The following is a 14,002-nucleotide window of genomic DNA, read 5'->3' on the forward strand; positions in this document are numbered from 1 at the left end:
GGTCGTTATGTTAAAAAACAACAAATAACACCCAATATTCGAGATGAACTTGGGTGTTATTTCATTCCGTTAGGATATAACTAAGTCTTTTAGTTTAAATGTTTTGCTTGTGCCAAAAATTTCTTGTTCAAGTCTTCTTCCTGTCGGTGTCGCTGCAAGACCACCTTCCGCTGTTTCCCTTAAGGCAGATGGCATGGATTGGCCAATTAAGAACATCGCATGAATGACTTCATCGCAGGGGATTCTGCTTGTAATGCCAGCAAGTGCCATATCCGCTGCCGTGATGGCATTGGATGCACCCATTGCATTTCTTTTCACACAAGGAACTTCAACTAAGCCTGCTACAGGATCACAAACTAATCCAAGCATATTCTTCAATGTGATTGCCATCGCTTCTGCAGCTTGCTTGGGTGACCCACCAGCCAATTCTACAATCGAAGCTGCAGCCATACCACTTGCAGAGCCTACCTCTGCTTGACATCCCCCTGCCGCACCAGAAATAGAGGCATTATTTGCGACAACAAATCCGAAAGCCGCTGAGGTAAATAAAAATTCAATCATTTCTTGTCGGGTTGGATTTAATTTTTCTTTTACTGCAAATAATGTTCCTGGTACGACACCTGCTGAACCAGCTGTTGGCGTTGCACAAATTACGCCCATTGCGGCGTTCACTTCATTGGTCGCCACCGCTTTACTGACGGCATCTAATAAAATGGTCCCCCCCAGCGCCTTGCCACTTTTAATGTAGTTTTGGAGCAATACTGCGTCTCCACCGGTAAGGCATGTATGTGAGTACACACCGTTAAGTCCTCTTTCCACTGCTTGTTCCATAATCGTTAAGTTCTTATCCATTTTAGCAATTATATCTTCTCTAGAAAGGCCAGAAATTTCTATTTCTTGCCGGATCATAATTTCCGCTATTTTTACTTGATTGCTCTCTGCCAACTGAACAAGTTCTGCTACATTTCTAAACATAATGACACCTCCCGCTGGCTAATTAATGGTCTATTCCACCATACGAATAATTTGCGATACACTTGAAAGTTGATGTAGTTCCTCTATCACTAATTCATCAATTTTCTGATCAACTTCAATAACCATTAAAGCCATTTCTCCTTTTTCTAATCGAGAAACTTCCATATGACCAATATTAATTTGATATTTTGATAACACACTTGTTACTGCTGAGATAATACCAAATCGATCTTGATGAACAACCAAGATTGCGGGATGTTCACCGGAAAGCTTCAACGGGAAGGAGTTTAACTCTGTTATCTCAATCGTACCCCCGCCAATTGAAATCCCAACTAATTCGAGTTCGTTATCATCATTATATAAATTAATTTTTACGGTATTGGGATGATCCATCACAGCCTCTTCAATACAAAAGATCACCTCTAAACCCATTTGTTTTGCTATTTCCAAGGATTGTGGCATCCGTCCATCAAAAGTATCAAAATCTAACAGCCCTGCCACTATGGCAAAGTCTGTTCCATGTCCCTTATAGGTTTTTGCAAATGAACCGTACAATGAGATGATGGCTTTCTTTGGCAGCTGACCAAATAAGGTTCTTGCTACCCTGCCAATTCGCGCTGCGCCTGCGGTATGAGAGCTAGATGGTCCAATCATGACGGGACCAATAATATCAAATGCAGATCGATATTTCATTTAGAACGCTCCTTTACTTTCACTCAATTTATTTTACAAGATACACGGCTAAATTGCCTATAATATATAGTGGTAAATTATTACATAAAAAAGACTCTCCGCCTAGGAGAGCTTAAGCTATATTTTTTCTTTATTCAATCAAAAAATCAGTCGGTCGTTCAAATGTAATTCGACCAAACTTTTCTGACCTAATTTCCTTGATGACCAATTCTGAAACCTTATCATAATCAACGATACCACCAGCCATAAGACATCCACGCAGTACTCCTATTTTGTCAAACATCTCTACAACATCCTCAGGAAGGGTATCAAGATTGTACCGTTCTTTTAAACGATCTGGATATGCTCGTTCTAAATACTTAAGAGTATAGACAGTAAGATCCTGAAGATTTAATAACGTATCTTTGATTGCGCCTGTAACGGCAAGTTTTTTGCCGACTTCTTGGTCTTCAAATTTTGGCCATAAAATCCCCGGGGTATCAAGCAGTTCCATTTCCTTCCCCACTTTAATCCATTGTTGGGCCTTTGTCACACCAGGCGTATTTCCTGTTTTAGCGATATTTTTCTTTGCCAATCGATTGATTAACGTCGATTTACCAGCGTTAGGAATTCCAACTATCATCGCTCGGATCGCTCTTGGATTATTGACACCTCTAGCTCTTAAACGGTCAAACTTTTCCTTCAATATTTCCTTTGAAGCGTTGGCAATGTCTCTCATGCCTTCTCCCGCATGAGAATTTATTGCGAGTGCCTTAATACCTTTATTCGCAAAAAACTCAATCCATTCCCTTGTTGCTTCTTTATCAGCCATGTCAGCCTTATTTAATAAGACAAGCCTTGGCTTATGCTGAATGATTTCATCTATCATCGGATTTCTCGATGAATAGGGAATCCTCGCATCCACTAATTCAAAAATAATATCTACTAATTTTAACTTTTCCGTGACCTCTCTGCGAGCCTTAGCCATATGGCCTGGAAACCATTGGATCGTCATAGCTGGCCACCTCCCAAACTCTATTTCACTGTTACGATATGTGCATCATTTAACGGCCAGTAAACGAAACTGGTTTTACCGATAATTTTATCATAGGAAATCGTCCCAATATGCCGACTATCTTTACTGAAGCGGCGATTGTCGCCCATAACAAACAATTCACCTTCCGGAACTGTTTTACGTCCTATTTTTTCTTCCAAGGTAAATGGATCTGTTAACGGTCCATCCTCTACTTCTTTTTTATATTTATCCAAATATGGCTCTTTATACGCTTTTCCATTAACATATAATGTATCATCTTTATACTCAATTGTGTCGCCGGGCAATCCAATCACGCGCTTTATGTAATCCTTTTGCTCAGGTGCATGAAAGACAATGATATCAAATCGCTTTGGCTCACCAATATTATAACTAAACTTATTTACAATCATTCGATCCTGATCCTTCAATGTCGGCATCATCGATAAACCATCGACAACGATTGGAGCAAAAAGGAAGTACCGGATAACTGCAGCTAATATGACAGCAATCAAAAGGGCCTTTGTCCATTCCCAGAGTTCATTTTTCTTTTTTGTCATAACAATCCCCGCCATTCTCCGTAAAAAAATGTTTTATAAAATTTATTTTACATAACTTCAATAATTTTTAACACGATGGGATCATATTTTTAATCAAACTTTAATAATTTGTTAAAAAATCAGCACCAATTTATAAACTCATAATTTAATATTACAAGGGCATCAAATCGATTATATAAAAAAAAGAGCCTGCTCCCGAGCAAGCTCTTTTTCTTTTCATATTATCGAATCTCTTTAATTCTTGCTTTTTTACCACGAAGGTTACGCAAGTAGTAAAGCTTAGCACGGCGAACTTTACCGCGACGAAGTACTTCTAGCTTCGCAATTTTTGGTGTGTGTACTGGGAAAGTACGCTCAACGCCTACTCCGTAAGAAATTTTACGAACTGTAAAAGTTTCGCTAATTCCACCACCACGACGCTTAATTACAACACCTTCAAATAACTGAATACGCTCACGAGTACCCTCGACAACTTTAACGTGTACACGTACAGTGTCACCAGGACGGAAAGCAGGAAGATCAGTACGAAGTTGTTCTTTTGTAATTTCTTCAATCAATTTTTGCATCGTTTTCAACTCCTTCCAACAGACGCTCATGCACATCAAACTCTTAATCATATTGCAGCGGAACATCGTTATAAGACCACAATCTGATTCATATCAGCTCAAGTCACAAGTAGTATCATACCATAATCGCTAAACTCGCGCAATACTACTCGAATTCTTTTTTTACTTCTTTAAGCCATTTTTCCTGTTCATTCGTCAATTCTATTTTCTCAAGTAGGTCTGGACGTCTTAAAATTGTTCGCCTTAACGCTTCTTTATTACGCCATTCTTCTATTAATTTATGATTACCTGATAATAGAACTTCTGGAACCTTTAGTCCCCGGAAATCAGCAGGTCTTGTGTAGTGAGGATGCTCAAGCAGTCCTGTGCTGAAAGAGTCCTTCATATGAGATTCTTGATTTCCCAGCACTTCTGGTAAGAGTCGGACTACACTATCAACGATAACCATCGCACCAAGTTCACCGCCAGTTAAGACATAATCACCAATTGAGATTTCATCTGTTACTACATGTTCACGAATTCGTTCGTCATAACCCTCGTAATGCCCACAGATAAAAATCAAATGCTCTTCCTTTGCCAATTCCTCCGCTTTCCGCTGCTCATATCGTTCACCCTGCGGACAAAGAAGAATCACCCGTGGATTCGTATTTTTTGATTTTTCCTTGAGGGCTGTTACAGCGTCAAATATGGGCTGCGGTTTTAATACCATACCAGCTCCGCCGCCGTAGGGATAGTCATCTACAGTTGAATGTTTATTATCAGCAAACCCGCGAAAATTGACGACGTTATAGTTGACCGCAGATTTCTCAGCAGCCTTTTGCAAAATCGATTGTCCCAGTACCCCGGTAAACATCTCCGGAAATAAGGTGAGAATATCTATTTGCATCATGAAAGTAACCCTTCGATCGGATCGATTAGTATGACTTTTTCTTTCACATCTACTTTCTTGACCACATCATGGATATAAGGGATTAGTATTTCTTTGCCGCCTTTACCTTTAACCACCCAAACGTCATTGGCACCAGGAGATAGAATTTCAGAAACTTTTCCAAGCTCCTCGCCTTTTGTTGTAGCAACAAGGCATCCAATAATCTCATGGTAATAAAATTCATCCTCATTTAATGTACCAAGCTGTGTTTCAGGTACTTTTAGAATTCCATCCCTAAACTTTTCTACTTCATTGATATTGTTATAACCTTCAAATGTAAGTAATTCAAAATTTTTATGGGTTCGGCGACTTTTAACTGTTAGTTCAATCGGCGAACTAGAATTAGGCATAAACAAATATAATACATTTCCTGCCTTATAGCGTTTCTCAGGGAAGTCAGTCTTTGATATAACTCGGACTTCACCCTTTAGCCCCTGTGTGTTTACAATTTTTCCGACATTAAACCATTTTTCCATAGCTTTACACCTCTAGCGTATATCTTCTATTATTCCGTCTTTTATGATAATTGTAGGTTGCCCAATCCGCCCGTCCCATATGTCACCTATCTTAATTTCAACGAGGGCTTGTACTTCCTTTTCCTTTAACTCACTGCCTAATGGCAGCATATGTAATTGTTCGATTTGAAACTCAATAAGCTTTTCTTTTTCCAAACGTTTATTGATTTCCTTTTCAAAATGATTCTTTAATGCTCCAGGTGAATATCCCTTTGTTTTTTCCAAACGCTTCAGCTCAAATTGAAGCTGACTAATCTCCCTTTGATACTGCAGCTTTTGCGCCTCGTAATGGTCAGCTAATTTTTTCTTACTATTTTCCGTTAGAATTTGTTTTACCACAACAGTTTGAATGATTTGCAAAGAAATGCCTCCCTCGTTCATTGAACTTTGAGAACTGTCTAGCTCCAGCGCCCAGCGGCTAGTGGAATTCGCTAAACGGGCGCTTCTGCTTTTCTTATAGCAAAAAAGGGAGGAAATAATTCCTCCCTTTTATCTAGATGCAAAAAGCTATTCACCAATTTCTAGAAAAATTTTCTTTTGTTGTGATGATCCTGCTGCATAAACAACAGTTCTAATGGCCTTTGCAACGCGCCCCTGCTTACCGATAACTTTTCCCATATCTGTTTTATTAACAAATAACTGATAGGTTACACGGTTGTCATCTTCCACGACATCCACACGAACGTCATCTGGAAAATCAACTAAGGGCTTAACAATCGTTTCGACTAATTGTTTCATCGTCGTCCCTGAGTTACTTACTTAATTTTGCATTATGGAATTTTTCCATGATGCCTTGATTAGAGAAAAGGTTACGAACTGTATCAGATGGTTTAGCACCATCTTGTAACCATTTAAGAGCTAATTCTTCGTTGATGTCAACTTTAGCTGGTTGTGCAACCGGATTGTAAGTTCCAACGATTTCAATGTAACGTCCATCACGTGGTGAACGAGAATCTGCTACTACGATACGATAGAATGGGTTTTTGTTTGCTCCCATACGTTTTAAACGAATTTTTACTGCCATTTTAAATAAGCACCTCCGAATAGTTTCACACAAGATAGTATAATATCAATTCTATTATAGTTTGTAAAGTGTTTTTTCTTTACATACAGTATTACCAATTTTATACAGCTTAAAACGGCTTGAAAGGAAGTTTAAATCCCCCTTTTTTCTTACCTTTTTGCTGCATTCCTGTCATTTGTTTCATCATTTTTTTCATATCTTCAAACTGTTTCAACAAACGGTTTACTTCAGTTACAGAACGACCGCTGCCCTTGGCAATTCGGTTTTTTCGTTTAGCGTTCAAGATTTCCGGATTATTTTTCTCAGCCATCGTCATTGAACGGATAATCGCTTCAACATGAGCAATTTGCTTTTCATCGATTTGAAGATTATTTAACCCTTTAATCTTGTTTGCACCAGGCATCATCTTTAATAGTTCATCAAGCGGTCCTAAATTACGAACCTGACCAAGCTGATCCAAAAAATCCTCAAGCGTAAACGTAGCTGTCCGCATTTTTTGTTCCAACTCTTTAGCCTTTTCTTCATCAACATTGGCTTGTGCCTTCTCAATCAAAGTCAGCACGTCACCCATACCAAGGATTCTAGATGCCATACGTTCAGGGTAAAAAGGTTCAAGTGCATCTAACTTCTCGCCTAAACCGACAAATTTAATTGGTGTTTGCGTTACTGCGCGGATTGAAAGTGCCGCCCCGCCTCTGGTGTCACCATCCAGCTTTGTTAACACAACCCCAGTTAATCCGAGCTGTTCGTTAAAGCTTTGTGCCACATTGACTGCGTCTTGACCTGTCATGGCATCAACGACTAGGAAGATTTCATCTGGTTTAGTCAGTTCTTTAATATCCTTTAACTCACCCATTAATGCTTCATCAACATGAAGTCGGCCGGCGGTATCAATAAGGACATAGTCATGATGCTCTTCTTTTGCTTTCACAATAGCTTGCCTAGCAATTTCGACAGGGCTTACCTGATCTCCAAGTGAGAAAACTGGCATGTCTAATTGCTTTCCTAGTGTTTCCAGTTGTTTGATTGCAGCAGGCCGATAAATATCAGCAGCAACAAGCAATGGCTTACGGTTATACTTTTTGCGAAGCAAGTTGGCAAGCTTTCCGGATGTTGTTGTTTTACCAGCACCCTGTAACCCGACCATCATAATGACCGTTGGCGGACGATTAGACACGGCGATTTTGCTTTGTTCTCCGCCCATCAATTCCGTCAATTCTTCATTAACGATTTTAATAATTTGCTGTCCAGGTGTTAAGCTTTTCAGTACTTCCTGCCCAACGGCACGTTCACTGACCTTTTTCACAAAATCTTTAACAACCTTGAAGTTTACGTCTGCTTCTAGTAAAGCTAGACGTACTTCACGCATCATTTCTTTTACATCCGCTTCTGAAACTTTCCCTTTTCCGCGGATTTTTTGAATTGTATTTTGCAGTCGGTCGGCTAATCCTTCAAATGCCATTCATGCCGCCTCCTAATCTAAATTCTCCAACTCGGCAACAGCTTCTAACATTGCCTGCTTTGAAGGGTGATCCTCATTGAGCAATACTTTTACATTTCTTAAAAGTTTGCTGCGCTCTTGAAATTTCTGAAATAATAGCAGCTTTTCCTCATACGCCTCGAGCATTGCCTCCGTCCGCTTGATATTATCATAAACGGCTTGGCGGCTTACATCATACTCTTCGGCTATTTCTCCTAAAGAGTAATCATCTAGATAATAGAGAGACATATAGCTTTGCTGCTTTGGGGTTAACAACGAATGGTAAAAGTCATAAAGATAGTTCATTCGTGTCGTCTTTTCAAGCATGCAATCCCCTCCAATGCGCATGTTAAGTGAAAAGCCTTTACATAAGTAGTTTACAAGGTCAGAGATTATCTGTCAAGATAATACCTTTACATCAATTAATCTGCTTTTTCCACTTCATCTGCAAATAAACCATACACATATTTTTCCGCTTCAAATTCTTGAAGGTCATCCATTTTTTCGCCAAGACCAACAAATTTCACAGGAATTTTTAATTCATTGCGGATGGCAAGGACGATTCCGCCTTTTGCTGTTCCGTCTAATTTTGAAAGAACAATTCCACTAACATTTGTCACTTCTTTAAATGTTTTTGCCTGGATAAGGGCGTTTTGACCAGTTGTTGCGTCAAGGACTAAAATTACTTCATGAGGGGCCCCGGGAATTTCTTTTTCTATCACACGTTTTACCTTTTCAAGCTCCTTCATTAAATTTACTTTGTTTTGCAAGCGGCCAGCGGTATCACATAACAAAATATCTGTTTTTCGAGATTTAGCTGCCTGTATGGCATCGTACATAACCGCGGCAGGGTCCGACCCTTCCGATTGCTTAATAACATCGACGCCGACTCTTTCTCCCCAGACTTCAAGTTGTTCAATTGCACCAGCACGGAAAGTATCTCCTGCTGCTAATAGTACTTTCTTTCCTTCATTCTTAAACTTGTACCCAAGCTTACCGATTGTTGTTGTTTTGCCAACCCCATTAACTCCAACAAATAGAATGACTGTCAGCCCGTCCTCTTGAATATTTAATTTTGAGGATTGTTCTTCACCCGCATTGTAGATATCAACCAACTTTTCGGATATTACACTTTGTACTTCCTGTGGGTCTTGGATGTTCCGGCGTTTAACTTCCATTTTCAACTCTTCAATCAGTTTCATCACTGTATCAAAGCCTACATCAGCCTGGATCATGATTTCTTCTAATTCTTCAAAAAAGTCTTCATCTACTTTACGGTACCTAGCAACAAGGTCGTTTACTTTTCCTGAGAAATTATCCCTTGTTTTTGTAAGACCTTCCTTAAACTTCTCTGTCACCGTATCCGTGGATTTTGTGATTTTTTCTTTTAATTTTTTAAAAAAACTCATTTTTTCACTTCCTAATTTTAAGATTCAACAAGCTCTTTTGTTTCCTCTAAGCGAACAGATACAAGCTTTGAAACACCTGATTCTTGCATAGTTACCCCGTAAAGCACATCTGCTTCCTCCATTGTTCCTTTGCGGTGGGTAATCACAATAAATTGCGTCTCCTTACTATATCGTTTTAAGTATTGGCTGAAGCGTTGGACATTGGCTTCATCCAATGCTGCTTCTACCTCATCAAGGATACAGAACGGAACAGGCCGTACCTTTAAAATAGAAAAAAGAAGCGCAATCGCAGTTAATGCACGTTCACCACCTGATAATAAACCTAAATTTTGCAGTTTTTTACCCGGTGGCTGCGCAACAATTTCGACACCTGTATTTAACAAATCGCCTGGGACAGTTAGAACGAGGTCGGCTCTCCCACCACCAAAAAGGGTTCTAAATACCGGCTCAAAATGTTCACGAATTCCATTAAAGGTCTGTTCAAAGCGTTTTTTCATTTCTTCATCCATTTCGTCAATAACCTTGTAAAGGGTTTCTTTAGCTTCCTGGAGATCATTCTTCTGTTCATTCAGGAACTCATACCGTTCAGAGACACGCTCATACTCTTCAATCGCACCAATGTTGACATTACCAAGTTCTTCAATGGCAAGTTTGATAAGTTTGACCTTTTTTCTCGCTTCTTCAATCGATATCGTTAATGGATATTGTTCCTTTGCACCTTCAAACGATAAAAGATATTCTTCTCTTAACCGTGCAAAACGGTTTTCAAGATCGACATCCAAGCGGTTGATTTTCACTTCCTCGTCTTTTAAAACGACAATCATTCCTCGGTGGAGTCTTTTTAGTTCTTTAACTTCCAATTCTAAGTCCTCTAAGGCGGACTTTAAGGACAAACGTTCTTCTCTTCTAACCGTAATTAACTGTAATGCAGCTTCTTTATCCTGTTGTTTTCTAATTGCAGCTGTTTCTAACTGTTCTTCACCTGATGAACTGTTTGTCATTTCCGAACTTAACAGATTAAGATCTTCTGTATAAAGAGCATGCTTTTGTTCACTCTCTTCTAAATCTGCTTGTAGAAGTGTAAAACGTTCTTGGGTACTCAAATACTGTTCATTTTTAGAAGCAAACGCTACTTTTAAATCATTTATTTCAATAGTTAGAGCTTCTTTCGAGGTCAAATCACTCGACTTTTGTTCGGTAAGCTTCGCTATTTGCACCTCAAGTTTATCTATCGTTGTTTTGTATGTCTCCATTGCAATGGCTAATTCTTTTTTTCTATTTGTTAAGGTTGTTTTCTCATCAGAAAATTGCCCTTTTTCAAGGTCATAAATAGCTAAGCGTTCATTGATATTTTTCTCTTCGAGCTCTGCTTGGCGAAGGTCACCCTTCAAAGAAAGTTCATTTAATCTCAACTCTTCGCCATCTTTGCGCATTTCTTCAAGTTGTTTTTCTGTACGATGAACGTCTTCTTTTAATGACTTTACAAGTTGTTCTAGATGGGTGGTTTTTTCTTCCATCACGACTAACTTCTCTTTTAATTCTTCAAGTTCGCCTTTACGAGTTAATAAGGAAGAGTTCTTTTGTTTACTGGCACCACCTGTCATTGAACCGCCAGGATTAACGATATCACCATCAATCGTTACCATTCGGCAGCGGTATTGAAGAATTTTTGCTAATTCATTGGCGCCTTTTAAGTCTTTTGTAATGACAACATTCCCAAGCAGACTGCTCATAACCTCGGAGTACCTTTGATCAAATTTAACAAGACTTACGGCTGTTCCAATAAAGGATGAATGATTTTGGATGGAAGCTATTTGCGCGGAAGACAACGGTCTTCCCTTAATGACACTTAACGGTAAGAAGGTTGCACGGCCAAAAGAATTCTGTTTCAAATATTGGATTGCTGTCCGCCCATTTTGTTCATTATCAACCACAATATGCTGCAAAGCCCCGCCAAAGGCTGTTTCTAAGGCAGTTTCATACTGTTTCGGAACAGTCACAAGCTCGGCAACGGCTCCCTCAATTCCCTTTAGGTTTTTCCCACGTGCTTTAAGGATTTCTTTTACTCCCTGAAAAAAGCCTGAATAATCTTCTTCCATTTCTTCGAGCATTTCTTTTCTTGACTTTGCCTGTTGGAGAATTTGGTAAGCCTGATAGAGTGTCTTTTCTTGTTTTTGATAATTATTTCTTGTGGACTCAAGCTTATGCTGCTTTTCTCGAAAAGCTCCTACTTGATCTTCTATTTTTTGTTGTACTTCGTCTAATGCTGATTGGATAGTTGCTTTTTTATCCTTTGCAATTTGCCGTTCTTCAATAAACTTGTCATTCTCAACATCAAGTCGTGAACTTCTTCTTTCCTGCTGTTCCAGCTGCTGTTCAATATATTTCATTTCATTTTTTGCGCCCGCTTGATCGTTTAGCCATTCGATATATTCACTTTTTAAACTCTCTATTTTTTCTTCAATATTTTCGGTGAATAACTGCAGTTTCGCCTGTTTTCCCTTTAATTGAGTTTGTAATTCCGTGACCTGCTTTCCAAGATCCTCGGCAGACATTGAAAGGATGTCGCGATTCATTTTTAGCTGGCTAATTTTTTCCGTTAATTCCGAAATGTTCGTTTGAAGCTGTTCTTTATTTTGTGAAGCATTTTTCTTTCGTTCTTTTAAGACTTCTTTTCGGCCTTCCAGTTTTTCTAACTCCTCTGTAGCATGAAGAAGAACATTCTGCAGGTCGGTGATTGACTCATCAAATGCTGTCATTTGATCTCTTTTTTCAACTATTTTTGCTTCCTTTACTTGCAACTCAGAAGAAATCTTAAGTTCTTCCTCCTGATGTTCGTTCAACAGTTTGGAAAGTCCCTCCCATTTTTGATGAAGATCTTCAATTTCATACACTGTTAAGGCAACTTCAAATTTTTCAAGTTCCTCTTTCTTCTCCAGAAAATCTTTTGCCATCGAGGCCTGAATTTTTAATGGTTCTACTTGGCTTTCAAGTTCGTGTAATATATCATTAACACGGTTTAAATTGTCTTGTGTTTCAAACAGTTTTACTTCTGCTTTTTTCTTTCGATGTTTATACTTTAGTACTCCAGCTGCCTCATCAAATATGGTTCTTCGTTCTTCTGCTTTACTATTTAAGATTTCTTCCACTTTTCCTTGGCTAATTATCGAAAATGCTTCTCTCCCCAACCCAGAATCCATGAATAAGTCGATAATATCTTTAAGACGACACTGTTGCTTATTTATCAAGAATTCACTATCACCTGAACGGGATACTCTCCTTGTGACACTAACTTCGTTATAATCCAGTGACACGCCTTGATCCTGATTATCTAAGGTTAAAGTAACTTCAGCAAAATTTAGGGGTTTTCTGGTATCGCTTCCCCCAAAAATAATATCTTCCATTTTACTGCCTCTAAGCGATTTGGCCGACTGTTCACCCAATACCCAACGAATTGCGTCGGTAATATTACTTTTCCCACTGCCATTTGGACCTACCACAGCCGTTACTCCTGGAACAAAATCAACTCCAATGCGATCAGCGAAGGACTTAAAGCCAATAATGTCCAACCGTTTTAAAAACATTTCTTAATCCTCCCTATGCATGCAAGCTGGACTACTTACAAACATTTTGTCATTTCTAAGTTGTTTTTTCCTTTAATATGTCGAGAGCCATTTGGGCGGCATGTTGTTCGGCTTCCTTCTTTGATTTTCCCGTACCTACACCTAATTCCTTGCCATTCAACGAAACTTTCGATACAAATTCTTTATTATGGGCAGGCCCAATTTCTTGAAGAACACGATATTCAATAGCGCCTGTCCCATCCCGTTGAATGAGTTCCTGTAACTGGCTTTTATAATCCATCACATGAGAAAAAGCACCGGCATTAATTTTAGGAAAAACTATTTTCTCGAGAAATTTAATGACTGTTTCAATTCCTTGGTCCAAATAAAGAGCTCCAATGAACGCTTCAAAAACATCTGCTAGTAAGGCGGGACGCTCTCTTCCGCCTGTCATCTCTTCACCTTTACCCAACAAAACTAATTTTCCGAAGTTCAGTTCGTTGGCAAATGATACAAGAGATGGCTCGCAAACAATTGCAGCCCGAAGTTTCGTCAATTCTCCCTCTGTCATCGTAGGATATTTTTTGTATAGGAATTGTGAAACAGTTAACTCAAGAACGGCATCTCCTAAAAACTCAAGCCTCTCATTATCTTCAAAAGGCTTTCTTCGATGCTCATTCACATAAGATGAATGAGTAAAAGCTTGTTTTAATAATTTCTCGTTTTCAATCGTAATACCAATCGTATTTTGAAAACCCTTAAATAGATTTTCTTTTGCGCGATTATTTAAATCTTTTTCATTATTATTTCTGCGCATATAAAACGTCTCCACCTTGCATTAAATAATTTACACACCACTCAAGTATAAGTTTAAAAAAAGTATTTAGCAAAACGCAAAGAAACTTGGCATCACAGTTGGAAGCCAAGTTCTATTTTACAGAATAAAGCTCCGTTTGAAAACGGAGCTTTTGTGAATAAATCTAACGATTACTTCGTGCTTTGTATGTAATTAACAGCGTCACCAACTGTGCTAATTTTTTCAGCATCATCGTCAGAAATTTCCATATCGAACTCATCTTCTAATTCCATAACTAGTTCAACTACGTCAAGGGAATCAGCTCCAAGATCATCTTTGAATGAAGCTTCAAGTTTAACTTGAGATTCATCCACGCCTAAGCGGTCAACGATGATTTTTGTTACACGTTCTAATACCTCTGCCATGCCTGTTCACCTCCCCTCAAGCTATTATAGAGTATTTCAACAAAATAATACACCTT

At 38.8% G+C, this 14,002-nt stretch carries 16 protein-coding genes; all 16 read right to left on the bottom strand.

What is annotated here, in order from left to right:
• Positions 1-69 precede the first annotated feature (69 nt).
• The 16 genes from sdaAA to acpP all read right to left on the bottom strand — a co-directional run bounded on the left by sdaAA (position 70) and on the right by acpP (position 13,946).
• Complete coding sequence (gene sdaAA / locus J7E67_RS06175; protein ID WP_214731230.1) at positions 70-975, bottom strand: L-serine ammonia-lyase, iron-sulfur-dependent, subunit alpha; 906 nt, start codon at positions 973-975, stop codon at positions 70-72.
• A 30-nt stretch (positions 976-1,005) separates the two neighbouring features.
• Positions 1,006-1,668, bottom strand: coding sequence for an L-serine ammonia-lyase, iron-sulfur-dependent subunit beta (sdaAB, locus tag J7E67_RS06180; protein WP_214714577.1), 663 nt, complete (start codon positions 1,666-1,668; stop codon positions 1,006-1,008).
• Between the two features lie 130 nt (positions 1,669-1,798).
• Entirely contained in the window at positions 1,799-2,662 is an 864-nt protein-coding gene (ylqF, locus tag J7E67_RS06185) for a ribosome biogenesis GTPase YlqF (RefSeq protein ID WP_214714579.1), read from the bottom strand.
• 20 nt (positions 2,663-2,682) lie between these two features.
• Positions 2,683-3,240, bottom strand: coding sequence for a signal peptidase I (lepB, locus tag J7E67_RS06190; protein ID WP_088086366.1), 558 nt, complete (start codon positions 3,238-3,240; stop codon positions 2,683-2,685).
• Positions 3,241-3,461: 221 nt separating this feature from the next.
• Positions 3,462-3,806: a 50S ribosomal protein L19 gene (gene rplS / locus J7E67_RS06195; RefSeq protein WP_026566443.1), complete on the bottom strand. Its 345-nt coding sequence runs from the start codon at positions 3,804-3,806 to the stop codon at positions 3,462-3,464.
• Between the two features lie 145 nt (positions 3,807-3,951).
• Complete coding sequence (trmD, locus tag J7E67_RS06200) at positions 3,952-4,692, bottom strand: tRNA (guanosine(37)-N1)-methyltransferase TrmD (RefSeq protein ID WP_214714635.1); 741 nt, start codon at positions 4,690-4,692, stop codon at positions 3,952-3,954.
• On the bottom strand, positions 4,692-5,210 hold the full coding sequence (gene rimM, locus J7E67_RS06205) for a ribosome maturation factor RimM (RefSeq protein ID WP_088086364.1): 519 nt from the start codon (positions 5,208-5,210) through the stop codon (positions 4,692-4,694). Before rimM ends, trmD begins: the two co-directional genes overlap by 1 nt.
• A 12-nt stretch (positions 5,211-5,222) precedes the next feature.
• Complete coding sequence (locus tag J7E67_RS06210; RefSeq protein ID WP_168242760.1) at positions 5,223-5,609, bottom strand: YlqD family protein; 387 nt, start codon at positions 5,607-5,609, stop codon at positions 5,223-5,225.
• A 147-nt stretch (positions 5,610-5,756) separates the two neighbouring features.
• Positions 5,757-5,987: a KH domain-containing protein gene (locus J7E67_RS06215; RefSeq protein WP_214714582.1), complete on the bottom strand. Its 231-nt coding sequence runs from the start codon at positions 5,985-5,987 to the stop codon at positions 5,757-5,759.
• A 13-nt stretch (positions 5,988-6,000) separates the two neighbouring features.
• Positions 6,001-6,273, bottom strand: a complete 273-nt coding sequence (gene rpsP / locus J7E67_RS06220; RefSeq protein ID WP_214714584.1) for a 30S ribosomal protein S16 — start codon at positions 6,271-6,273, stop codon at positions 6,001-6,003.
• Between the two features lie 109 nt (positions 6,274-6,382).
• Positions 6,383-7,735, bottom strand: a complete 1,353-nt coding sequence (gene ffh / locus J7E67_RS06225) for a signal recognition particle protein (RefSeq protein ID WP_214714586.1) — start codon at positions 7,733-7,735, stop codon at positions 6,383-6,385.
• Positions 7,736-7,747: 12 nt separating this feature from the next.
• Positions 7,748-8,080 carry a putative DNA-binding protein gene (locus J7E67_RS06230; protein ID WP_214714588.1) on the bottom strand — a complete coding sequence of 111 codons (333 nt, stop codon included), beginning with the start codon at positions 8,078-8,080 and terminating at the stop codon, positions 7,748-7,750.
• A gap of 95 nt (positions 8,081-8,175) precedes the next feature.
• Positions 8,176-9,162 (bottom strand): signal recognition particle-docking protein FtsY, encoded by a 987-nt coding sequence (gene ftsY, locus J7E67_RS06235; RefSeq protein WP_168242757.1) that lies wholly within the window; start codon positions 9,160-9,162, stop codon positions 8,176-8,178.
• Between the two features lie 17 nt (positions 9,163-9,179).
• A complete protein-coding gene (gene smc, locus J7E67_RS06240; RefSeq protein WP_214731232.1) occupies positions 9,180-12,746 on the bottom strand; it encodes a chromosome segregation protein SMC in 3,567 nt (1,188 codons plus the stop codon).
• Between the two features lie 55 nt (positions 12,747-12,801).
• Entirely contained in the window at positions 12,802-13,542 is a 741-nt protein-coding gene (gene rnc, locus J7E67_RS06245; RefSeq protein WP_168242755.1) for a ribonuclease III, read from the bottom strand.
• A 170-nt stretch (positions 13,543-13,712) separates the two neighbouring features.
• Complete coding sequence (acpP, locus tag J7E67_RS06250) at positions 13,713-13,946, bottom strand: acyl carrier protein (protein ID WP_026566432.1); 234 nt, start codon at positions 13,944-13,946, stop codon at positions 13,713-13,715.
• Between the last annotated feature and the right edge of the window lie 56 nt (positions 13,947-14,002).

Source organism: Bacillus sp. ISL-46 (genome assembly GCF_018613205.1).